This window comes from Parageobacillus sp. G301, assembly GCF_030268025.1.
GTDB classification, from domain to species: Bacteria; Bacillota; Bacilli; order Bacillales; family Anoxybacillaceae; genus Parageobacillus_B; species Parageobacillus_B toebii.
The window spans coordinates 273,571-296,097 of sequence record NZ_BSDB01000002.1 but is presented as its reverse complement, the minus strand read 5'-3'; the positions used below and the strand labels follow the sequence as shown (position 1 = coordinate 296,097).

Genomic DNA, 22,527 nt, shown 5'->3' with positions numbered 1-22,527 from the left:
ATTCTCGGCGCTTCACAGAACCTGACCCTTTTCCTTGTCTAACAAATGATAAAGACGTTCACGCAGTTGCTTATAGAGAAGCGGACCCTCTATTTGTGTCTTTTTCGGAACCCCTTTTAACGAAAACGGAACACTCATGTACTTTTCCGGATGCAGCCGAAGTTCGTGGCTAAATGCATCTCTTGGCTCTGAACCGACTAATATGACCAGTTGGGGATTTAATAAATGTATTTCGTCCATTAACAGTTCCTTGCACTTTTTCATATCCCGGATCCCTCTATGATTAGCTACCCTAGCAAAATCCGTCACATATGATCTCTCTGCAATATCCCTGGTGATCCCTAAATTTCGAACAAGCGGATCATAATTTTTGGTATTGGGCCAATAGCGATCAAAAAATGACTGATAAGGTTGTACGTCTTCAAAAATCCAAAAACAAGAAAGGACGGTCATACTCAGCTTCTCTTCCTTCTGCAAGGAACCCTTAAACACAAAGATATACTCTGCCTTACCTCGCTCAACAACCTTACGCCCAATAAACGGCAAATCCACACTTCGGGCAATATTGTCCCTCTTAAAAGACCAATAATTCCGAGATGGATCCATTGCTTTTTTATAATGCTGGAAATACGCTTCATAAAAATCCACTAAATAATTCAACTCCGGAACTTGTTTCAAATCCGATACGATATGAAAGTCAACGTTCCCATTGATTTGTGATTCACTATAAATGCCAAAGTTCGAATGTATTTCAGCCAATCGATGAGCTAGCATCATACATCCCCCCATCATTCACAAAAATTTCGAACAAAGAAACATCGATGGAAATTATCGGAAACCTATAAATCCTATCTCAAACCGATCAACCAATAGGAAGGCCGCGGCAAACTCCACCCGACTAGCCCCGAATATTTACCAATTGCACCGCCAGCTCTTCCAACTCATCGGCACAGACGATTTTTTCAATAAAACGGCTTGGCAGTTGGTGATATCCGACTTCTAATCCTTTCAATCCCCCGGCAATCGCCGCAATCGTATCACTATCGCCGCCCATATTCACCGCTGAAATGACGACGTCTTCAAACGATTCGCAGCGCAACAGCCAATGAAGAACCCAGCTCATCGTATGCACGACATAGCCGTCAGGCGGGCAGGCCGGTTCAATCGTTAAAAGCGGTTCGTATCGCGTATGAACAACTTCTTGCCTAATCGCTGCTGACAGCTTTTCTCCATGCAACAACCGAGAAGCAATGCGGTTATAAATAAGGCACGCTTCCGCCGCTTGACTATCATGATGTGTCATATTCGAATGAAGGACCGTGACTTCCTCCATCTTTTCCTGATCCGCATACGCCAGCGCAATCGGCAAACAGCGCATTAACGACCCGTTCCCCGCACATTTGCCGCCGAGCTTCCGGCAAGCCCGATAAGCAGCATCAAACCAATCGCCAGCATACAATGAAAACACGGTGCGGATGATATTGCCGACGTCCGGGGGATTGGTCTTATACCACTTCAAAAACTCCTCTCCGATTTCAGCAATCGGATTTTCCTTATTCCGAATGATCCCTTTCGCCACCGCAATCGTCATTGCCGTATCGTCCGTCACTTCCCCAGGCAGTAAATCAAGCCAACCGCCGCCGATGATGTCAGTCACTTTTCCGTACGTGCCGCGAATTTCCTCGGCACTCATAAACTCCGTCGTCGCCCCCAGCGCATCGCCAATCGCAAGGCCGAACAGCCCTCCTTTGATTCGGTCAAGCACGTTTTCCCCCACATCGTTTGATTTAGCCGTATGATGCTTTGCATATTTTATAGTTTGGTAGTTGCTCACTAACTGATCCAATTCATCCAATGAAAGATAAGCAATAGCATTCCCGCTTCCGAATTTCCTCATAACTTTGTCCTCTACCATTTGCAGCTTTTTCAATACTTCACTAGAAACTTTGGTACCTGCAAAACGTTTTCTCCCCTTATCAGGTCCTTCTTCGATAATCTCCCACTCTTCAGGCTGAAAGACACAAACGACTTTTCCATGATGTACCCCTGCAACATATTGAATATACGGAAATCTATGTTTACTCATCCTCCAATTTCCCCGAGTAGCTTCATAATCACTTTTGCCTTCCGCTAAGGAATTATGTATTTTTACAAGCAATATTTCTTCTTTCACCCGTTTCCCTCCCTCGCCGTCTTGGCTATTATCAAAAGTTTATTCCCCACTTGAAACAAAAGAAGGTCATCTAATTTATGCCAGGTTATTACCCGGATTCCCGTCCGGATTCGTCCGCTCATAGCCGCCGCCTTGTTGCTCTGTCAAGTTCACATCGGTATTTCCATCCCCATCACGCCAGTATCCTTCAATCCATTGCCCATCGCGCCAATGTCCTTCCACCCAGTGAGGACGGACATGATGTGTCCCCGGATTTTCTTCCGATTCGATGCTGACTGCCACCTCGGAATAGCCGGTATAGGAACCCATAGAATGTCCATTGGCATCTGCCCCATTACCTATGTTGTCCGGATCTTGATCGCTTTCTGCCCAATCGCTATGGTCAGCGCCATCGATCACATCCACGATTCCGACCGCCAACGTTCCTACAGCTACCGTTTTGGCAATATTGGTCAATCCGTTTTTGATCTTTTTCTCATCGTCATCGCGCAGCCCTTCATAGACCTCTTTTCCGTTTTGGTATGTATGTTTGGCCGTCTGGTATACTCCTTTGGCCGTGCGCGAAATCGATTCACCGATGTTTCCAAGGCCCTTTTCGATCTTCGCTTCATCTTTTTGAATGATGCCAGACGCCGTATTCCATACGCCGTCTACCGCTTGGCCAAACGTATCGCCGGCAAACTCAGACGCTTTTTTCACGCCATCGCCTACCTCTTTGATCCATTGGCTGCCTGTTATTTCACCGACAACATTCACCGCGCCACCTATCACCGCTCCCGTTGCTTTCCCTGCCAATCTGCCTAGTTCCCGAAAAAAATTCAACTTTATCCCCTCCATATTCGTGATATTGACACTAATCCTTTTATTTCGACACCTTTCCTCCCAATCCTTTTCCTTCCATTACATTTTTGTGAAAATATACCCACGATTTATGTACTATTCCATAACTCCATCGCCGCCATGCACGGTGCAGCGAATCAAATATATACGGAATATTCTGTTAATTTTAGTCATAAATAAACACGCCGCCCCACAACAAGGGCAGCATTATCGTTGTAATCCTTTCCGCTGATGCCATTTCCACACACTTTCTATGATTTGTTCCAACGAATATTCCGCTTTCCAGCCGAGTTCCTTATAATAAATCTTCTCCAAGGAGGCAACAAGGCGCGCTGGGGCGCCCGGACGGCGTTCGGTGTATTCAATGAAGGATTTGTTTGTGGCCGGTTATTTTTTCACATGTTTCAATGACTTCGTTGACGGAATATCCTAAGTCGTTGCCGAGGTTATAAATGGCTTTTTTCGATAATCCATTAGAGGGCTATATTTTCTCCTTCCTTGTCTTAACCATCCATTCCCAGAATCTGAGGGGCTGTCAAATGCTCTCCTTGACAGGCCTTAGGGGGCTGAGACGCTTGGAAAAGACGAGAAAAGAAAAGGAAAGGAAAGGAATCAGAGCCATTTAGGCACTTGATTCCCCTGCTTAACCGATTTTATACTGTCTACTTTTCGGATCGCAATGCACAGGAACGTAACCAATATATTTTATTTTTGGATATTGATTACATACCCATTACTAATTGTCATATAAACTTCATGAGAGTCTCTAGATCTTTATCTCTAAAAATATTTGATATGAAAGGTTCCGTATTAGCCACGTATTTAGACAGAGATTGCAATGCGTAATCAAGTATTTTTGTATCCCCTTTTACCTCAAACAATAACAATTGGACAAATCTTAATCCCGGATAAATTGCTATTGGATTGGAAGAACGATTTACTAACTCCAATGTCAATACACCGGCATATCCTGGCTGTACCACAGAAGATATAGTCACCCCCAGTCTATTCCATGAGGAACGTGTAACTACTAATCCCATTAAATTACTAGGCAGTCTAACATATTCGAAGGTAGATGCTATAACAAGCTGGCCAGGATATAACAAAAACTTTTCACCAAAATTTCGATACGTCTGATCAAAAAAAGTTTCTATTGGTCTATTATTCTCCATCGGGTCAATATATGGCTCTCTAGTTCTCATATCTACTTTAAATTTTGTTCCTAACCTCAGGTCTATTGTCGAAGCTCCTAATTGCTTCTCTCTGTCTAATATTGGAGTAACAATCAATCTCTTTTCATGATCATCTAATGATAAATATTCCTCTATTTTATCTTTAGACAAAATAGCCATTTAATTCCCCCACCTTTCTTGGATGGTAGAGGCATGCAACGCATATTTCATTAATCCATTTAGCAACCCTAAGAAGTTGTACTCTGATTTTTCCCCATCCAAACTTTGAACTCTAGATAATATTTCATTGTCCCCTAATAATTTTGCAAACCAACCAGAATTCAATATAGCTTTTGCATTAGCTGGTTTTCCGTCTAATTCATTCGGCGGAACTAACCATTTAATTCTCTCTTCAGCCAGCCTCATCGCTTCTTCTATGTGGCATGGTTTCATTAAATTATCACCTATAAGCGCTTCAACTTCATTAACAACCAATGATAAACACTCTTCCCATATCCTTTCTAGTATTTGATAGGACTCCTGGTTAAGCATAAAACTTATATAATTGCGACTAATTATGTTAGGCTGATACACCACTTGGGCTTGTTCCCAGTCCTTTTCTAATGTATCTAAGATTTCCTTGATTTTTTCGTGTAAAGGATCATACAGTTTCAACTTTCGTAAAACACTTAACTGAAACTTAAATCTTAATCCATCTCGCGGATGTGTGTGGGATGGGACATCTATCAAGCTCCCCGTTTGAATTATTTGCGTACCTACAACTGAAGTAAGCAAGTCACTGGAAGAAAATATAAAAGCAGGTCCTAATAAATATATTGCCACACAGTCGGCTATAGCTTCGCGAAGCCATGCCCCCAGTACTGTATCATGGAGAAAAGATGAAATTTCCGCAATGGAAGCTGGATGATTGTTTTGTTTGAAAAAGAATTTTCCTAACTTATTTAAATAAGGGTGGGACAAAACTTTTTGTGCAAATATTTTGGACCAAAGTCCCCTATTTCGGTCAAAATAATGTCCTATTTCATGAGCATAAATACCACTTAAGAACACATTATCCTTATGCTGGCTTGGAAATGTTAATTTAACAAACTTTTTATTATTATTACTTGTAACTCCTACTTCATTTTCAAGTAGTTTTTTTATTGGATGCCAAATTTCCTGAAAAGTAAAATTTAACTGGTCTATAGGAGACGTTAATAATTCAAAATTTTCTCCGTCTATGTTTTTGATCATCTCTTTAAATATTTCCATAATCTCTAATGGATAAGATTTCAAATCTGTCCCTGAAATAGCACTTGCTACAAATTGAATACGGCGACTAAACCATATTTTGTTTACTGCCTTAGCCTTAGAAGAAATAACATGCTGTTCATTTTCCTCCAAAGCTTTAATTTCCGATATTAAAATATCCCGCAGTTGTTTTACAATTGGTATAAGATCATTTACGATCAGTTCCTTTAAAGCAACAGATGGATATATCTTTAATGAAAGATTTTTTAATTGATCTTCAAAATTAAACATATCACTAACTGTAGCCTTTAAATTACCAATCGCAGATATTCTCATATTTAAATTCTCCAACCCCCGATATTACTTGAGGTAAAACTTAAGACCTCATTATTTAAATATTTAGAAATGGACTGAAAAACATCTACGATTGAGCCTACATCATCTTCATTTGCTGTATTTCCTTTCTCAAGCTCATTTAAAACTTTAATATGTTCTGATACAGACTTTTTGATATCTTCTACAGTACCTTCAAACTCAAGAGCATTTACGTATATGCTAAATGCTTCCCCCCCTGATATACCTGCTGTACTCATTTTATGGGTTCCATTGCAAAATTGGACAATTGATTCTAGGAAATCTTTAGCTTGCCATAATGAGTTTACTTCTAATGAAGAAAGTGGACTTCCTTGAATACTTTTGTATATCGCATCGAGCAAGATATTTGTATCAAACCCAATAGATAAGTCCGATTTTCCATTTGTAAATCCTATCTGAAATTGATTCATAAAAAGTTCACCTTCTTTTTTTAAAGGATATATAAATGAAATGTTAAATATTCTCTGTTCCATCACTTCTTTGACGGAATAAATCTAAGCCGTTGCCAAGATTGTAAATGGCAGTTTTCTTTGTACTGCCTAAAATTAAAAAAGTAAATGTCAATTTCTACGATAATAATCTAATATCACGTAAAGTCCAAGATACTTTTTCCCGATTTGCCGGTCCGATAACAGTAACTTTTAGTAAATCGGCTTCACATTTTTTGTTAAGACCCAAATTTTCAATCTTTTTTAATGCATCTTTGCTTATTCTTCCTGTAATTTTTTCACCTTCATCGGTTACAATTTCAAAATTTTTAATTCTTATATTCGCACCAGTTAATCTGCCTATTATTTTTATTTCTGTTTCTGTCGTATTAGAAAAATCGCTAAGAGTTTTAAAAATCCGCCCTGCTTTTTCTACATTTAATGATATACGCGATGGTGATCTGTATAGTGATGTCCATTCCAATTCTATCGATGTATTTAATTCTTTAATGGATTTTGTCCACTCAATATAGTTTTTTAAAGTTCTTGGTCCTAATTGCGAAATCAATTCGGCTAGTTGATCTGGCACATCAGATGATTCTAATAATTTAAACAATTCACCTATTATTTGCGATTGCATTGGTTCATCAAGTGTATGCTGTTCCGGATGCTTAACTTCCAAAACAGCTTTGAAAGATCCTGCTTTAGTTTCTCTTAAGATAAACTCATTTTGCTCAAGAATATCTTGAGGTATTTTTCCTTTTTCACTTGGCTGATTAAAGAGAGTATTTGCAATGCTATCCGATAAATTTTGTAAACCACTTAATACTGAAGTAAAAGCACGTACAGATATTTTTCCGCTTGGTAAATTAGGGGGATGCATTGTTAATACCATTTCTTCTCTGTTCGAAACCCTTTCGATTTCTTTTTTTACTTTTTTAAGATCTTCAAGGCGCCGCTTAAAAGATGATATTTGTAATGATTGCACATAATCAGGAATATCTAATACAGAAAGTTGCTCTTTCGTATCTTTTATGATTGATTCCGTTTCCCGAATTTTTCTATCCATCCAATCTTGAGGCGACATCATGAGTAACACCTCCTAACTTCATTAATTCTTCACGACGTATTTCAACAATCCCCTTAGGCTTTCTATTTCTGTCAAAACCAAACTGTCCCATCCAATAAGTTTGCATTATAGCAACATTCCCAGATATCCCAGCTTTAACCTCTGGAGGATAGTGTTCCAATGTTAGACAAAAATATGCATCACAACGGTACTGTCGGGATATCTGATGAATATAGTTGTCTAACACCTCTGATACTTCTTTAGATTCTATATCTTCCGGACGATAAAAAACGACCAAATCAATATCGTTAGGATTCAGCTTCGTCGTTAAAAAGCTACCATCTAACCATATATTCGAGGTGGTAACATTTTCACCAATTTCCTGATCCATATACAAAACTTTTCATAGATATCAGGACGCGATTCGGAATGAGGGAAGTTTTGTACAAATTGCTCTTCAAACTCTTTACATGTATATTCGTGTATCCCAGGCATTAAGTTCCCATCTTCTAAAAAATCCTGCACCACTTTTCACTTCCTTCGTCAAAAGTAAACCGAATCGAATCATTGCTGCTTATCTTGAATTTTAGCTCACTTAACAAACAAAGACAATTGAGTTTTAATTTCATATTGCTATCCCACAGTTCTACCAATATACCTCTTGTTACCATTGTGATCAACTACTTGAACAGACGGAATCGCACTCTTTTACAAACCTCACATATTTTTCTTTTGTTCTGCTGTAGTACCGAGAAAATAATGTAATAGCACATCGATATTCATAAATGATGGTGGAGAAACTTTTGAACCCATGTACAAATAAAAATAGCTTCAGCGGTAATGTTCTGGTACATGCACGATACGGGCTTCGACAGAATTCAGATGAATGTAACGGCTCATTTCCAACATTCCTTTATCATCGTCAATGAATTTGCTGACATGGCATTTTTCGAACACATGTTCTGTCAAGCAGTAGCGTGTATTATAGTAACTGGCATATCGCTTATTAATGAGCGCCAATAATTTTCAAAATGGGCTCGTGTTGTAAGCGTAGCTATAAATGAAAATGGTTTGTCATGAGGGCAATAAGAAGCCATTTCAAACGGAATTTTTTCATGAAGCTGACCGAGGATATGCAAAAAAGCGAGAAAATCATTCGGTTCTTGAAACAACGGATCACGGCGATTCTCGCGACACACAATATGGTAAAACTGATGAGGCACCCATGTTCGCCTTGCTCATCTCATTCACTTCGCCCTCTAAAGAACATTCGTTCTATATATGATTATAATCCTATACACCTCTGCCGCTCAACCTCAACACTTCGACAAAATTCGAAGAAACGACTGCCCCGAGTTAGACACTTACTAGGAATCGCTTCTCAACCCTTATATATCAAGGGTTGAGAAGCGATTTGGGCATACTTCACGCGTGTATCTATGAGTGATTATGGATATATAGGATTCTTAGATGGAGATCCAAGCCTACAGCTACAAAGGCTTAGTGATGTTTTAAAGCGGTTTCCGTGTGATGATTTATATGTTCTTACATTATAACTCATAAATACCGATATTAAATATTGTGTAAAATTCCACTATCAGTACAGCGAACTTGGATCACCGGAAAATAAAATCGCTTTTTGCCGTTTTCTTTTTACACAATTTCCTGGACTTAATCTTTTTTCAAAGCAGGCGTTAAATCATCGCCCAATGATTGAAACCTATACAAAAAATTTACTCACTTGCATTATTTTCTTCTTTGACCACTGAATAATTGGTCAGTAATAAAAATAAGTAGATTACTAACAAGTTAAGACCCTTCGTGCACTGTTCAAACGTAATTAATCCATGAGCCACTTTATTACGTAAATTTATCCCCATCTGATCTACCATTACCATTTGTATCAATTTATGAATGCGTTCCCCTAAAGCCTCTTTTATATCATCTCTGTTCAAAAATTCGTTAAATGTTTCTTCATGTTGTGCAGTAGACTTTTTGATCGAAGTAGTCGCATATCCTGCGGCTGCAAACATTCGTCTAAGGGTGGACTCGAATTGAGGGACTAATATGTGAATGGAACTAACATAGTCTCCATCAAAAAATTTTTTTATTCCCAGTTCTACAAACGGTTTATTCTTCTCGCTCATTAATGGCCATGCAAAAACTTTATCTATTATTATTTCTGATGTGAGTCCTCTCTCATTCATTAATTTATCAAATAAAGGGACAAGAACCATGTTTAAAACCATTTGTAAATGCAACATATAATTTTGTGAGAAAGCCCATTGGTAAGACTCCTCATCATTTTTAGCTTCAGCGACTTTCTTTTCATCATCTATTAATCCTTTAGTTACTAAATGATACAGGGGTAAGCAGTCATCAGTTCCTTCGTTAGTTTTTCGACATTATTAATATCAGGGATAAAATCAATTGGCTTCGCTATCATGTCTATCGATTCTGCTACATCTACTTCAAGATAAGTTCGCATCATATTTTCTATTTCGTGAGTAGGGATTGGAACCTCCACAGAAACAACAGATAATTCGTCACTCTCTTCCCATTCTTTATACGCTTTTCTTATAAGTATTTTCATTTCTTCAACCTTATCTGTCCTTCCAATATTCGCATAATGCCTCATCGCTAGTTCATAAAAATGGGCCTTTACCATGCTACTCTTTTGTTCTCTACCTTGTTGATGTATCGCTTCTTCCTCAAAAGACTGTCCGATTTCCACCTGCAATTGTTGTTCCTCTTCATTGCTAATTCTCTTCAACTTTTTCCAATGGATGATTTCTTTACAAAACATGCGATGATCGGCATATTCCTTATTATCCCAATAACTTTTTCTCCTTTTGTTTAGTAATTGGATACACAACAACACAATATTTTCATCAACTAAATTTGATAACTTGCTGCCTAAGATATTTCTTAACAGCCTAGACAGTTCCAATGTCCATCTGTAGTCTTTGTTCTTATCAAACATGTGTAAAGTGCTCTCTATTTTTTTGAGTACAATCTCAATCCATTCTTTATTTCCCATTTTCAAAGAAACTTCAACCGCTCTTGCCAGATCAGAAACAAACGAATAAAAATTACCTTTATCTAAATGCTTTTCGGCTATTTCAAGCAATGATGGCAAGAGTATTTTAGAAATTTCATACTTATTTTTAGTTCCGTGTTTATCACCATGTTCAAACAGAAAGTCAGCGTATCTAGCCCTTAAAAATACGTTTTCCGTTTCTTCTAGACGCTGTTCATAATATGCTATTTGTTCACCGGTAAAATTCTCTATATCAGGCCATTTTGTTCCATCTTTATATTCGATCATAGGAATAAATCTTCCTCTATCATTGATTTTAACAATCGGTGTTTGGTCACGGAGAGAAAGAACCTCAATTTCATACTGAGCCATCTTTTCAAATCTAACTAGGCCTTTCTCCTTAGCCCAATCTCTTATCTTTTTAAATTCCCCAGCAAACTCACTTAAGTATTTACTGTAAGAAATCCTTTCTAGTTGTTTTACTTTATCCTTATACTCTTCCATAAATACTCCCCCTTTTCATCTACAGCAGTTATTATTACATTCACAAGTCGGCAGGTTACCATATATTTTTATCTGAATTATCTAAAATTTTATCATAAAAAAATTTTTATACGCCTGTTTCTTGCGACTAGCCGCGCAATATTCTGTACGAAGCCATCATCCACTTTTCCAAAACAATGAACCACATCAATGGAAAAATGGAACCATGAATAATCGAACATCCAAAAAAGAAATCTTTGAGCATCTAGGGTGTAGTTGTTGAAAAACTAACCAATGGAATGGATACAGCGGGTATAGCTAGAAGAGGAAGCAGAGGATCTAACCATGATGCAAAACATAGAGGGAATTCGTAATCTTTATCACACTTAAGAACATGTCTCTCATAAATAAAATCCACACAACAAATAAAGCAATTCCCACCTCACACGCGTCAATCACAACATCGGACACAAGCGGCTTCTTCCCGGCTGAAACGACTGATGCCATTCATCCAAACATGCGCAACAAATAACGGCAAACACCCACGCACCAATCATCGCAAACCGCCGCGGATCTAACGCTCTCCACACAAGCACCGCAAGCAGACCGAACACCGAAAGATGCGCCAATTTACGCATGATGTAATTCCATGACAAAAACCCATCATTGATATGATTGACATGCCCTAATTGCAGCTTTTGTACGATTTCACTAATCCAACTTGCCGTATTCGTACCAGTAAACATGGAAGATTCCGTAAAATAATAAATCATCCCGCACCATGTGAAGACAAGAATCCAAAGAACAAATTTGTTTTTCATACCATCACCTAATCTGTTTAAACGAATCATTCTTTTTTAATTCCTTTTCCTTCTTTCGTTTTTGAATATAATATAGTGAATCGTTTTTTCCATCCACTCCAATTTTTCTAACGACTGAACATCTTGAAGAATGTAGCGAATCGTTTTTTTCACGGACTTTGGTAGCTGTTGAAATGATGGCATACATACCTCCCAATACTACTTATTATCCTCTTTAAAAAAAACTTGTTTTAACTGATGTGCTAGCTCCTGAACCATATCTTTTGCGGTGATATTGGTGGACAATTCCCCTCGTTGATACGCTTTGATCAATATATGTTTGAAACGCTCGGTTTCTAGTTGTAGCGGCTTTTTCTCCGTCACAACAGTCACCTCCAAATCAAAAAAATAAATGCAGCCTCCCGCTGAACGGCTTCAACAGGAGGCTTGCAAACAATTATTTATCGTTTTATCGCTTTAATAAAGACGTCAATGACCCGATTTTGTTCCTCAACGGTCATGCTAGAGCCAGATGGCAAACAAATGCCATTGGCAAACAATTCATCGGAAACGCTCCAACCTTCCTGATGCGGATAATACGTTACCCCATTAAACACAGGCTGCAGATGAAGCGGCTTCCATACAGGTCTTGCCTCGATATTTTCCTCCGCAAGCGCGTTGATAATATCCATTGGTGTCACGCCAAGCGCTTGCTGATTGATTGTCAACGTCGTCAGCCAGCGGTTCGACATCGTACCTTCCAATTCCGGCATAAAGTGGACGCCTTCGATATCCCCTAACGCTTGCACATAGCGGTCAAAAATGGCGCGTCTTGCTTTCACCCGCTCGTCCAACACCTCCAACTGCGCCCGGCCGATTCCGGCGACGATATTGCTCATGCGGTAGTTATATCCTACTTGGCTGTGTTGATAATGCGGAGCTGGATCGCGTGCCTGAGTCGCTAGAAAACGAGCTTTCTGCAACGCTTCGACATCATCGGAAACCAACATTCCTCCGCCAGAGGTAGTAATAATTTTGTTGCCGTTAAACGAATAAATGCCAAACTTCCCAAACGTACCGCTTTTCTTTCCTTTATATGTAGAACCAAGCGACTCCGCTGCATCTTCCACTACTGGCACTTGATAGTGATTGCAAATCGCTAAGATTTCATCCATCTTCGCGCTTTGACCATATAAATTAACCACAACCACCGCTTTCGGAAGCTTGCCTTCCTTCTTCGCCTCTTCCATCGCTCTTTCTAACGCCAACGGAGACATATTCCACGTATCAGGCTCCGAATCGATAAAAACAGGCTCCGCTCCTTGATACAAAATCGGATTGGCACTTGCGATAAACGTCAACGAAGAACAAAAAACTTTATCCCCTTGTTGGACATTCAACAACCGTAACGCAAGATGAATCGCCGCTGTCCCCGAACTAACCGCAGCCGCTCCTTTTGAACCTACATATTCCGCCAACTCTTTTTCAAACGCATCGACATTCGGACCAAGCGGAGCAATCCAGTTTGTTTCAAACGCTTCATTGATGTACTTTTGTTCGTTCCCGCTCATATGAGGAGGGGAAAGAAAAATTCGAGATTTGTTAGTCATTCGCTATCATCCTTATATGCTAAAGTTGATAATCTCCCTTAATAAAAAATTATAACACTAATCTAGCAGTCTAGTCGGACATCCGACTGCTTTTTTGAAATCTGGTATATCCCGAATTACCGTTGAACCCGCACCAATAACACTCCACTTACCAACTTTTATTCCCGGAATAATCGTCGCAGACGCACCAATATGAGTTCCTTCTCCAACCGCAACGTTTCCTGTTAAAGTAGCGTTAGGAGAAATATGGGCATAATCCCCTATACGATTATCGTGTTCTACAATCGCCCCTGTATTGATAATGACATGTTTACCGATTTCCGCATTTGCGTTCACCACACAATTCGGCATAATCACAGTTCCTTCTCCAATGCGTGCAGAAGGGCTAATAATGGCGGAAGGATGAATTAATGTAGCAAACTTTTTATTATCAACACCAATCCGCTTTACTATTTCGGCGCGTACTTGATTGTTTCCGATAGCGATAATCAACTTCGTATTCCGATCTCTATCTATAATGCTCGAAACGACAGATATCGGACCATATAATACTCCATCGCGATTATGAACATCTTTATATTTATCGTCTAAAATCGCAATAATTTGGTAGCCCCCCATCGCAAAGATAATATCTTGGATCACTTTGCTATGGCCACCTTCGCCGATGACGACAATCGGATTCATCTACATCATCCACTCTTTTTTTCATTTTTAGTGCCAGTGAATTTTTCCATGGTAACATGTCCCTCATGGCTGATACCTTCGGATTTAAGCACTTTAATCACGGTAAGAAAAAGAATCTTTAAATCGAGCCAAAACGATTGATGGTCCACATACCAAACATCTAATTCAAACTTCTCTTCCCACGAAATCGCATTGCGCCCATTGACTTGAGCCCAACCAGTTATCCCTGGTTTTACTTCATGACGACGGGCTTGTTCTGGTGTATACAGCTCTAAATATTCCATAAGCAATGGTCTAGGCCCTACGAGACTAATATCCCCTTTTAACACATTAAACAGCTGTGGCAATTCATCAAGACTATATTTTCGAAGAAACTGCCCAAATGGAGTCAATCTTAGATGATCAGGTAATAGCTCTCCTTTTTCATCTCGTTCATCTGTCATTGTGCGAAACTTATATAAATAAAAAGGTTTACCGTGCAACCCGGGACGCTGCTGTTTAAAGAGAACGGGAGAGCCTAATTTATAGCGAACCAGTATCGCAGTTACCAACATGATTGGTGATAAAATGATTAACGCGATGAAAGAAACGACGAAATCAAAACTTCGTTTTAATATAGTTATCACCTCGTTTCTTTGAAGTAAAAGTTAAGCCTGACAAACAAACCAAACGATAAAAACTCTTTCACTTTTATCATACAGCCATTCCCTTTAAAATCATGTACTTATTTTTTTAATAACACGCTTTCATACCCATTTGGATTATTCGATTGCCGCCGCCAAGCATCGCGACACATTTCTTCAATCCCTCTAGTAGCAACCCAACCTAGCTCTTCTTTTGCTTTAGTAGGGTCCGCATAAAAAATGACTACATCACCTGGACGACGCCCGATGATTTTGTACGGGATTTTGATGCCTGTTACTTCTTCAAAAGCCGATACAAGCTCAAGGACGCTATACCCCCGTCCTGTGCCGAGATTATACGCCTCTACTCCCGTTGTGTTCATTACTTTTTCCAATGCTTTCACATGTCCGATTGCTAAATCAACAACATGAATATAATCGCGAACCCCAGTACCATCTACCGTTGGATAGTTATTGCCAAACACGCGAAGATCTTTTAATTTTCCTACCGCTACTTGCGTAATATAAAGCATTAAGTTGAGTCTTCACCGATTCGCCCGTTTGGATGTGCACCAATCGGATTAAAGTAACATAAGTGCACAATGCTCCATTCACTGTCAGACACGTACAGATCACGCAAAAATTCTTCAATCATCAGTTTCGTTCGTCCATACTGGTTCGTTGCCCAGAGTGGAAAATCCTCAGAAATCGACACACACTCTGGGATTCCGTATACTATGGCCGAAGAACTAAATACGATCTTCTTCACACCATAAGTTTGCATTACCTCACATAACATTAACGTACCGGTAATATTGTTATGATAGTAGCGAAGTGGAATCGCTACCGACTCACCGACAGCTTTCAATCCAACAAAATGAATCAACGCATCAATCTAATGGTTGGAAAATATTTCGTCCAGTTGATTCTTCTCCAATAAATCAATATGATAGACTGAAAACTCCTTTCCTGTAATCTCACTGACTCACTTTAACGCTTCCAGTTTACTGTTACAAAACGAATCAACAACAACAATGTCATATCCAGTGTGCTTAACAATTCAACATAAGTAAGTATAGCTACCGATATAACCGGTACCATCCTTTACAAGGATTGTCATTTTGTTCCTCCATGAATTGAAATCTTTTTTTAATTAAACAATTCTGTTTCTCACTATCTAATTTCTATCAATAAAATGTGAATAAATTTCTTGCATTTCATTAAGAACATTTGCAAGGTTGTAGGATTGAATTTCTTTAAAAGAAGACTTCCCCATTTGTTCCCGTAAATTTTTATCGTTAATCAATTTGGCAAAGGACTCGACTAAAGATTGGTCATCTTCTAAGTCGACTACAAATCCATTTACCCCATGTTTCACCAAATCTCTTGAACCTCTTACATTCGTTACAACTAGCGGTTTTCCAGAAACCATTGCTTCCATGATACATCTAGGTAAACCTTCATGAAAAGAAAGCAAAGTTACAATATCTGACTGTGATAAGATTTCCGGAATATCTTTTCTAAATCCCAGAAAGTGAATATTTTTTAATTGATTTTGCTCTACATATTTTTTTAAATCCTCTTCTCTTCTTCCTGTTCCAACAATTAAACAGTGAACATTCGAATAATTATTCAGAATATTTTCCCAATTGCGTAATAGGTAGATGTGGTTTTTCCTTTCAATTAACTCTGCAATATATGTAATTACAATATCGTTGTCTGCGATGTTTAATTGTTGGCGAATATAGCCACTAGAATCAGTACTAACGGAATATTGATCAAAAGATACACCTACTCCATGTGTAAAAAACAAAGACTCATTTTCTTTAAACCCAAGTTTTGTTCCGTTATCATAATCTTCCTTGTTCATCACTATCAAACCGTCAGTCCATCTTCTCGCTAGTTTTTCAGCCGTATAATAGATAAGCCAGTTTTGAATGGGGGCTCCTTTATAGAAGTGAAATCCATGGGCCGTATAAAGAACAGGTCCTTGTTTATATTTTTTTGCTGTATATCTTACTAAAAAAGAAGCAACTGGAGTATGGACATGGATTAAATCAAAGTAGTGTTTTTGAAATAAATTTTTCAATTCTATCATAGCTTTAAAATTTGACAACTGATAAGGCGATCGAGAAAAGGGAATATCCCAACAAATGACTCCCATCTCTTCAATTTCTTCTTTACGTCCATGATCTGGATTTGCAGCCGCATGCACCTCATAACCTTTGTCTTGCAATAATTTTATAAATGGTTTGTGAAATGCTGCTAAGTGAGAATAAACAGTAGCAGAAAATAAAACCTTCTTTTTTTCTAACATAATAATCAACCACTTTCGTTTTTATATAACATTGATATTACGTTTACCTATGCTTAGTTACTTCGATAGTATGGATTTCATCGTTATTTACTAAATTTGCAGTTATGCATTTTTAAAGATTTCATACTTTTTACTCTAATTTTGTAACACTGTTACTCTTTTTATAAAAACATTTACCAGTTAAATAATCTCATTACTATTGTTATTCCTATCCTGTCCACTTATCATATTATAATTATTATGGGGATTACAAAAAAATCTATTATGGAGATGAAGGATTATCTTTTACTATAATATTAATTAATATTCTTATTAACTCTATAAATATAATTATAATTATACCGCCAAATATGAACATAATACCTGAAAAAGCAGAAAATGCAATCAATGTAATAATTAGAACTTTGTAACTCAATTTAAATATATTATTTTCCACAAACAAAATACTTCTTCCGATAAAAAATAATACACTCCCCCATAAAAAACAAGTGAATATTACACCTATCCACGAATAATTAATGTATGCCTCAGTATAAAAATCTGGAGGTGCAGTATATCCAATCGGATCTTTTGTAACCAATTTGTAGAAATCAACTGGGAAACTAGGATATGGTCCTGGAAAATAAGCTATCAAGTTTTGAACCCATGTCCAACCATAGAAATAATCTACTTCGTAAGGAATTATACTGTAGGAAAAAAATGGAATTTCAACATTTCCAGTAGCTATTCTCGTTAATAAATCGCTTAAACCAAAAAAAATAGTACCAAACATACCTATATCTGTATGTTCCAAATTTCTCCCTAATAAAATTGAGAGCACACATCCTGCTAACAACGCTAATACAAAAACTTTGATAGATGTTTTTAGAAATTTCTTCTGATTATTAATTGTATATGAATAATAAACAAATACTCCTGTTAAAGCATACATCAATGGCCACCTTTGCCCCGAGGAGATTATTAAAAGAATAGAAACGGCTATCATCACATGGCTTATTTTTGTTTTCTTTAAATAAAATAAATTCAGGAAAATAACTACGGGTAATCCATAATACCTCATTTGTTCAAAAAATCCTTGTAATGGGATATATTTTGCATCCTTATTTATATAAATATCTCTTGCCACTCTTTTGGTATTCATCAATCCATTTTTTAATCCATCTGATACTAATTCTTTTATAGCCGCAAATAAAGGTATATATCCAAGTAAAATATAATAAATAAGCACGAAGATAAAAACAGATAAACTTATCAAAAATATTATTTTATAATTTTCTAGTTTATACTCATATTTGTTACTAACATTATTTTTAACTGGTAAACTATTAGAAAAAATTATATGATGAAAAAGAGATGAAACGCAAATAATAAACAATCCCATACTAGTAACTAATAATGGTTTACCTACCCAACTGTAGTATTCTGAATATTTTACGTAGTAATATATATACCCTATATTAATAAAGGATATTGATGCTACCGTAAATAAGAGTGTAGGAGAAATACCTTTAGGATAAAATTTTTTATTAATTTTAAATGAAATGAAAAGAGAATATATTAAAAACAAAATGCTCAAAAATAACAACAAAAGCAAGTTCCCCCTTTCAAGTATAGAATTCTCCATTAATATAAATGTAACTTAACATTTCGACTTCTCAAGCAACATACCAACCTAAGCACTGAAGAACTTCCTGTTGATGATGTTCGATGTACTCTAAAAAACTGCCCACAGACTGTTCGATGTCATGGACATCCTTATAAAACCGATTGGCAATGACTGACTCTTTTAGCCATTTCTAGAGGCGTTCGATCAGATTTATGGTCTTCATGTTCATCCAAAAATTCTTTCACTCGTTTGCCATGGTGAATCGAGTGTTGTCTAACACTAAAAGTACATGTTTCCCTTGATTGCTTGTCATGTTGCAAGTAAGTGCTTTTTCGACGATGACCTTTCCGTTGAGGACTTCACAGTGCCAAACAGAGTAACACTGGCATGATGCCCATACATAGGAATTTGTTTTTGTTTTCCCACTTCCGCCCATGTGACTCGTAATGCTTGATACGAGCGCATGCGCGTCTCATCGATATATAGGAAAAACATGTTATCAGTCATGAGTTTTTTTCACCATCTCATCTCTTGCACAAATGCCCGTGGCTTTTACTCGTCTCCTTACGCTAACGTATAGGTCTTACAGATATAGGAAAAACCAAGGCGATGAAGCATTTTATTCACGCCTACCTGAGTCATGGAAACCCCGTATTGGTTCCGAAGCCATGTTTGAACAATGCGTGCATCCCAAGAAGTTGCCATTCCGAGTCCTTGTTCAAAAGAATACTATGGAGTTCATGTTTTTTGACTCACATTGTCGTTCTTCCGTCAGATACGGAGATTCGCGAGGTGGAGTTTTTTATAGAGTAATTTTTCAAGTCCTCCTAAGGGTACATAGGTAGACACAGGCTGCCGATGAAGATCTAGCATCGCTACAACTTCTTTTCCAAGATATCCTTCCTGACCAAACGAACGGCGGTCACACATTGACGCCAAAAGCATCTTTAATTTGACGTTCTTCTTTCCATAAGGTGTAAACTGTGAGTCTATGGGTATTGGTTACTTTCAATCGCTTCATTGCATAGGTCCGCTCCTTTTTCGTTCGTTTCTTTAGAAACAGTATATCAGCTAAATAAACCGATGTTATACCGAGGTTGAAACTCTAAGTTACATTTATATAGTACGTACCGAATAAAAGTCTCAGCAAATCTTGAAGGCTACTCAACTCAAATTTCTAAGTAATACTTGATGAAGAAAAAGATGTACATTAAACTTTAGATAAAACTTTACTCAAAATCTAACACAAAAGCTTGTATATGCGTTGGATTACTTTTTTCTGACAATCGCATATTTCATTGATTACACCAAATAAAGAAACCATTGCATGATGTCCATACATGATAGTATTTTAAGTTAAGTTGCAATATTTCCAAATAATGAAAAACTGTGATACGGTGACTCACCCAATTCTTTAGCAACACAAAATGTACTAACTTTATCTTTTCACAATAAAGAAGATAAAAACTTTAACCTTTTCTTTTCTTTTTCAGAAAAATAAATATGAGCAATCTTTCTTCTATCAACAGTTATATGCTTAGACTTCCTAATAAAATCAGAGACTAAATTTATATTATCTTTAATATTTTCCTCATTATTAGGAATTTTTAATATGAAATCCTCTTCTTTTCCAATAAAATCTGTATCTTCGTAACCAATAATTACTGGTAACCCAAAGTGTAGATACTCTCTTACTTTTAAAGGGGAGGCTTCATTCATCTTTTTTCTGTGTAAAGCTAATGTTCCAATTCCTACATTACATACTTCTACTATTTTTGCATATTGTTCTAAACTCAAGTAGCCATATGTATGAACATTATTTAATGCTACTTTATCCATGATGCCTACTAAATGAAAGTCTACATCTGGAAGTTTAGATGCCAAATAATATATTTTATCTACCCCATGCCATGGCTGATTAGGTGAACCGAGAAATAACACATTAATTTTATTGTTATAATTTATCTTTCTTTCTATTTTTAAAGTATTACTACCTATCCCATTGGCAATTGTAATAATTGGTTTATTATATTTCTTCAACTTTTTTTCAAGTTCATATGTGACGGTTACAAAACCAATTGCAGATCTATTAATTAATTCTCTTGTTAATAGATGAAAAACTCTGACAGGAAAATTAAATGTTAACTTTGTTTCTTCTACATCATCAGAATTATACTCAATTACTGTAGGCAACTTCTTAAAAAGAAAATAAAAAGAAAAAGTAAAAGGATATTGCCTAAAATAAACAATATCCGGTTGGAATTTTAATACTTTTCTGTACAAAAAAGGATTTAAAACGAAGCTAACATAATTACTAAATTTTATAATTTCAATATCTAATGAATGAAATAAATTAGTAACCTTTCTTTTAGTAAAACAGAATAACTTTACCTTATTCCCTTGTTTTTCCCATTCTCTCACTTGATTATATATTTTTTTTGCTACTCCACTTTCTTTATCAAAAGTTCCAGCTATTACATAGGCAATTCTCAATTCTCGTCATTCCCCTTTTTGTTAACATTTTATATTAACCATCTTCATCCTAAAACTTTTATATGCACCCAAATTCTTTGTCGGAAAGAAACTATACGCAGCAGCCGTTCCCATCTCTCCGACCGTTTTTTCTTTATACTTTCTGAGCAGCATCTTCAATAATCGCTAAATTATATTTTTGAGCAATCTCCACAATCGGATCCATATCCACCATTTGTCCGTATAAATGAACCGAAACAATTGCCTTTGTTCTTGAGGTAATGGCTGCTTCGATTTTCGCTGGATCTATATTAAAGGTTACCGGATCAATATCCACAAAAACCGGCTTCGCTCCCGTACGAACAATGAATCCAGCCGTAGCGAAAAATGTAAAAGGAGTAGTGATCACTTCATCCCCCTCACCTACTCCTACCGCTTGAAGAGCGATATGAATCGCATCGCTACCGTTCCCTACGCCAATACCATGTTGACATTACTGTACTTTGCAATATCCGATTCTAATTGCTTCACGTCATCTCCTAAAATAAAGCGAGATGAAGACATGACTTCGTCAAAGTTTTTGAAGGATTTCCTCTTTCATAGACTGATATTGTTCTGATAGATCAAGCATTTGTATTTTCATTGTTTAGCACTCCGTTTATTGATTTTTTTATATTGGTGGTGTTGCAAAACTAGAGTAAAAACTCGAAGTTATGCGTAAATATGCAGCATAACACATGCAGTAAGTATCGATGAGATTCATACAATCGCGTCTGTTCCACCCCGTCACTCTTTTACTCATTAAATACCCGTTCCATCTCGCGGCGAAGCCCAAACAGCCATTGACCAAATCTCGTTTTCAAAAGGACAGGAGGAACCAGGCCATTAGGCATCTTTCCGTTCACTCACTATTGCAACGGTCGATGGGGAAAATGAAGAATATGATTCCTGCTTGTTCGGCTGTTTGTCGAACCTTTTCATTGACATACGCGGCATCACCTAATGCGAATTCCATATTCCATTGCTCCAAAGAAGCAAGCAATTCTGATGCCACTGCCGCATCATTCCGATTCGCTGTGGTCAACACATGAGATAAAATGATTCCCTTGGCAGTGGTGCAGAGATGGAGCTTATATCCTTTCAACCAGTGATATCGAGTGGACACTCCCCACTTTGCCTGTGAATCGTAAAGACTGCTTCGAAGGGGCGTTCTGTCGATCAGCACGATTTGGGGATACCGTACTTCTAAATCTTTGAGCAACTGTGCATAAAAAACAGGAAATCCCTGTTCCCGGAACCACTTCGCCGCGCGCGGGAAAACGTAGAAAGAGGAGGAACTTCACTAAGCCCGCTGAAAACAGCGAAAACGTTGCAGGATGCGCACTAATTTTCACAAGGAACCAATGGAAAAATATGTTCCCAAAAAGAAACAATTCAATGACAATTTTTTGACACCGGTGGTCTTCCTGCCACATACGGTTTTTCCGGCAACGATAGCGAGTCGATATACCGAAATAATGCTTCTAAAATTGGGTCGATTTCATAAGTTCCATGCATGTTCACTGTTCAAATTGGAAATCATGA

General features: G+C 37.5%; 21 protein-coding genes and 5 pseudogenes. All 26 read right to left on the bottom strand.

Going from position 1 to position 22,527, the window contains the following annotated elements; genetic code table 11:
- Window positions 1-12: 12 nt before the first annotated feature.
- Complete coding sequence (locus QSJ37_RS10200) at window positions 13-777, bottom strand: uracil-DNA glycosylase family protein (protein ID WP_172437882.1); 765 nt, start codon at window positions 775-777, stop codon at window positions 13-15.
- A gap of 121 nt (window positions 778-898) precedes the next feature.
- Window positions 899-2,086 carry an ADP-ribosylglycohydrolase family protein gene (locus QSJ37_RS10195; protein ID WP_352177101.1) on the bottom strand — a complete coding sequence of 396 codons (1,188 nt, stop codon included), beginning with the start codon at window positions 2,084-2,086 and terminating at the stop codon, window positions 899-901.
- Window positions 2,087-2,248: 162 nt separating this feature from the next.
- Window positions 2,249-2,995 carry a hypothetical protein gene (locus QSJ37_RS10190; protein WP_285755047.1) on the bottom strand — a complete coding sequence of 249 codons (747 nt, stop codon included), beginning with the start codon at window positions 2,993-2,995 and terminating at the stop codon, window positions 2,249-2,251.
- Between the two features lie 225 nt (window positions 2,996-3,220).
- Window positions 3,221-3,488: pseudogene (locus QSJ37_RS10185) on the bottom strand (UDP-glucose 4-epimerase GalE); the annotation flags it as partial.
- A gap of 268 nt (window positions 3,489-3,756) precedes the next feature.
- Window positions 3,757-4,365, bottom strand: coding sequence for a dCTP deaminase (gene dcd, locus QSJ37_RS10180; RefSeq protein ID WP_081188978.1), 609 nt, complete (start codon window positions 4,363-4,365; stop codon window positions 3,757-3,759).
- A complete protein-coding gene (locus QSJ37_RS10175) occupies window positions 4,366-5,772 on the bottom strand; it encodes a hypothetical protein (RefSeq protein WP_087960298.1) in 1,407 nt (468 codons plus the stop codon).
- 2 nt (window positions 5,773-5,774) lie between these two features.
- Window positions 5,775-6,221 (bottom strand): hypothetical protein, encoded by a 447-nt coding sequence (locus QSJ37_RS10170; protein ID WP_081189993.1) that lies wholly within the window; start codon window positions 6,219-6,221, stop codon window positions 5,775-5,777.
- A 157-nt stretch (window positions 6,222-6,378) separates the two neighbouring features.
- Window positions 6,379-7,329: a hypothetical protein gene (locus QSJ37_RS10165; RefSeq protein ID WP_087960299.1), complete on the bottom strand. Its 951-nt coding sequence runs from the start codon at window positions 7,327-7,329 to the stop codon at window positions 6,379-6,381.
- Complete coding sequence (locus QSJ37_RS10160; protein ID WP_285755044.1) at window positions 7,301-7,699, bottom strand: DUF6932 family protein; 399 nt, start codon at window positions 7,697-7,699, stop codon at window positions 7,301-7,303. Before QSJ37_RS10160 ends, QSJ37_RS10165 begins: the two co-directional genes overlap by 29 nt.
- Window positions 7,651-7,803, bottom strand: coding sequence for a hypothetical protein (locus QSJ37_RS18075; protein ID WP_483313606.1), 153 nt, complete (start codon window positions 7,801-7,803; stop codon window positions 7,651-7,653). The genes QSJ37_RS10160 and QSJ37_RS18075 overlap by 49 nt, the downstream gene beginning before the upstream one ends.
- A 181-nt stretch (window positions 7,804-7,984) precedes the next feature.
- Window positions 7,985-8,531: pseudogene (locus QSJ37_RS18070) on the bottom strand (transposase).
- 510 nt (window positions 8,532-9,041) lie between these two features.
- Complete coding sequence (locus tag QSJ37_RS10150) at window positions 9,042-9,557, bottom strand: DUF4209 domain-containing protein (protein WP_285755043.1); 516 nt, start codon at window positions 9,555-9,557, stop codon at window positions 9,042-9,044.
- A gap of 104 nt (window positions 9,558-9,661) precedes the next feature.
- Window positions 9,662-10,852, bottom strand: coding sequence for a DUF7380 domain-containing protein (locus QSJ37_RS10145; protein WP_285755042.1), 1,191 nt, complete (start codon window positions 10,850-10,852; stop codon window positions 9,662-9,664).
- A 434-nt stretch (window positions 10,853-11,286) separates the two neighbouring features.
- Entirely contained in the window at window positions 11,287-11,652 is a 366-nt protein-coding gene (locus tag QSJ37_RS10140) for a VanZ family protein (protein WP_352177099.1), read from the bottom strand.
- A gap of 36 nt (window positions 11,653-11,688) precedes the next feature.
- A complete protein-coding gene (locus QSJ37_RS10135) occupies window positions 11,689-11,835 on the bottom strand; it encodes a LytR family transcriptional regulator (RefSeq protein WP_285755041.1) in 147 nt (48 codons plus the stop codon).
- Window positions 11,836-11,850: 15 nt separating this feature from the next.
- Complete coding sequence (locus QSJ37_RS10130; protein WP_285755040.1) at window positions 11,851-12,015, bottom strand: YwzD family small protein; 165 nt, start codon at window positions 12,013-12,015, stop codon at window positions 11,851-11,853.
- 77 nt (window positions 12,016-12,092) lie between these two features.
- Window positions 12,093-13,241 (bottom strand): DegT/DnrJ/EryC1/StrS family aminotransferase, encoded by a 1,149-nt coding sequence (locus tag QSJ37_RS10125; protein ID WP_285755038.1) that lies wholly within the window; start codon window positions 13,239-13,241, stop codon window positions 12,093-12,095.
- Between the two features lie 57 nt (window positions 13,242-13,298).
- Complete coding sequence (locus tag QSJ37_RS10120; RefSeq protein WP_285755037.1) at window positions 13,299-13,925, bottom strand: acetyltransferase; 627 nt, start codon at window positions 13,923-13,925, stop codon at window positions 13,299-13,301.
- Window positions 13,926-13,930: 5 nt separating this feature from the next.
- On the bottom strand, window positions 13,931-14,548 hold the full coding sequence (locus tag QSJ37_RS10115) for a sugar transferase (RefSeq protein WP_285756099.1): 618 nt from the start codon (window positions 14,546-14,548) through the stop codon (window positions 13,931-13,933).
- Window positions 14,549-14,649: 101 nt separating this feature from the next.
- A pseudogene (gene galE, locus QSJ37_RS10110) lies at window positions 14,650-15,608 on the bottom strand (UDP-glucose 4-epimerase GalE).
- 117 nt (window positions 15,609-15,725) lie between these two features.
- On the bottom strand, window positions 15,726-16,865 hold the full coding sequence (locus QSJ37_RS10105; RefSeq protein WP_285755035.1) for a glycosyltransferase family 4 protein: 1,140 nt from the start codon (window positions 16,863-16,865) through the stop codon (window positions 15,726-15,728).
- Between the two features lie 262 nt (window positions 16,866-17,127).
- The gene (locus tag QSJ37_RS10100; RefSeq protein ID WP_285755034.1) at window positions 17,128-18,453 is read right to left on the bottom strand and encodes an O-antigen polymerase; all 1,326 of its coding nucleotides are present in this window, start codon (window positions 18,451-18,453) and stop codon (window positions 17,128-17,130) included.
- A 582-nt stretch (window positions 18,454-19,035) separates the two neighbouring features.
- Complete coding sequence (locus QSJ37_RS10095; protein WP_285755033.1) at window positions 19,036-19,176, bottom strand: helix-turn-helix domain-containing protein; 141 nt, start codon at window positions 19,174-19,176, stop codon at window positions 19,036-19,038.
- A 741-nt stretch (window positions 19,177-19,917) separates the two neighbouring features.
- Window positions 19,918-20,964, bottom strand: coding sequence for a glycosyltransferase (locus tag QSJ37_RS10090; RefSeq protein WP_285755032.1), 1,047 nt, complete (start codon window positions 20,962-20,964; stop codon window positions 19,918-19,920).
- A gap of 33 nt (window positions 20,965-20,997) precedes the next feature.
- Window positions 20,998-21,586 (bottom strand): annotated as a pseudogene (locus tag QSJ37_RS10085) (DegT/DnrJ/EryC1/StrS family aminotransferase); the annotation flags it as partial.
- Between the two features lie 49 nt (window positions 21,587-21,635).
- Window positions 21,636-22,525: pseudogene (locus QSJ37_RS18065) on the bottom strand (transposase).
- Between the last annotated feature and the right edge of the window lie 2 nt (window positions 22,526-22,527).

Excerpts from the sequence above, each read along its gene's own strand:
- QSJ37_RS10165 (WP_087960299.1), bottom strand. The coding sequence starts at position 7,329 with ATGATGTCGCCTCAAGATTGGATGGATAGAAAAATTCGGGAAACGGAA.
- QSJ37_RS10175 (WP_087960298.1), bottom strand. The coding sequence starts at position 5,772 with ATGAGAATATCTGCGATTGGTAATTTAAAGGCTACAGTTAGTGATATG.
- QSJ37_RS10125 (WP_285755038.1), bottom strand. The coding sequence starts at position 13,241 with ATGACTAACAAATCTCGAATTTTTCTTTCCCCTCCTCATATGAGCGGG.
- QSJ37_RS10140 (WP_352177099.1), bottom strand. The coding sequence starts at position 11,652 with ATGAAAAACAAATTTGTTCTTTGGATTCTTGTCTTCACATGGTGCGGG.
- QSJ37_RS10145 (WP_285755042.1), bottom strand. The coding sequence starts at position 10,852 with ATGGAAGAGTATAAGGATAAAGTAAAACAACTAGAAAGGATTTCTTAC.
- QSJ37_RS10195 (WP_352177101.1), bottom strand. The coding sequence starts at position 2,086 with ATGAGTAAACATAGATTTCCGTATATTCAATATGTTGCAGGGGTACAT.
- QSJ37_RS10095 (WP_285755033.1), bottom strand. The coding sequence starts at position 19,176 with ATGGCAACTTCTTGGGATGCACGCATTGTTCAAACATGGCTTCGGAAC.
- QSJ37_RS10105 (WP_285755035.1), bottom strand. The coding sequence starts at position 16,865 with ATGTTAGAAAAAAAGAAGGTTTTATTTTCTGCTACTGTTTATTCTCAC.
- QSJ37_RS10200 (WP_172437882.1), bottom strand. The coding sequence starts at position 777 with ATGATGCTAGCTCATCGATTGGCTGAAATACATTCGAACTTTGGCATT.
- QSJ37_RS10135 (WP_285755041.1), bottom strand. The coding sequence starts at position 11,835 with ATGCCATCATTTCAACAGCTACCAAAGTCCGTGAAAAAAACGATTCGC.
- QSJ37_RS10150 (WP_285755043.1), bottom strand. The coding sequence starts at position 9,557 with ATGGTTTTAAACATGGTTCTTGTCCCTTTATTTGATAAATTAATGAAT.
- QSJ37_RS10170 (WP_081189993.1), bottom strand. The coding sequence starts at position 6,221 with ATGAATCAATTTCAGATAGGATTTACAAATGGAAAATCGGACTTATCT.
- dcd (WP_081188978.1), bottom strand. The coding sequence starts at position 4,365 with ATGGCTATTTTGTCTAAAGATAAAATAGAGGAATATTTATCATTAGAT.
- QSJ37_RS18075 (WP_483313606.1), bottom strand. The coding sequence starts at position 7,803 with ATGCCTGGGATACACGAATATACATGTAAAGAGTTTGAAGAGCAATTT.
- QSJ37_RS10160 (WP_285755044.1), bottom strand. The coding sequence starts at position 7,699 with ATGGATCAGGAAATTGGTGAAAATGTTACCACCTCGAATATATGGTTA.
- QSJ37_RS10120 (WP_285755037.1), bottom strand. The coding sequence starts at position 13,925 with ATGAATCCGATTGTCGTCATCGGCGAAGGTGGCCATAGCAAAGTGATC.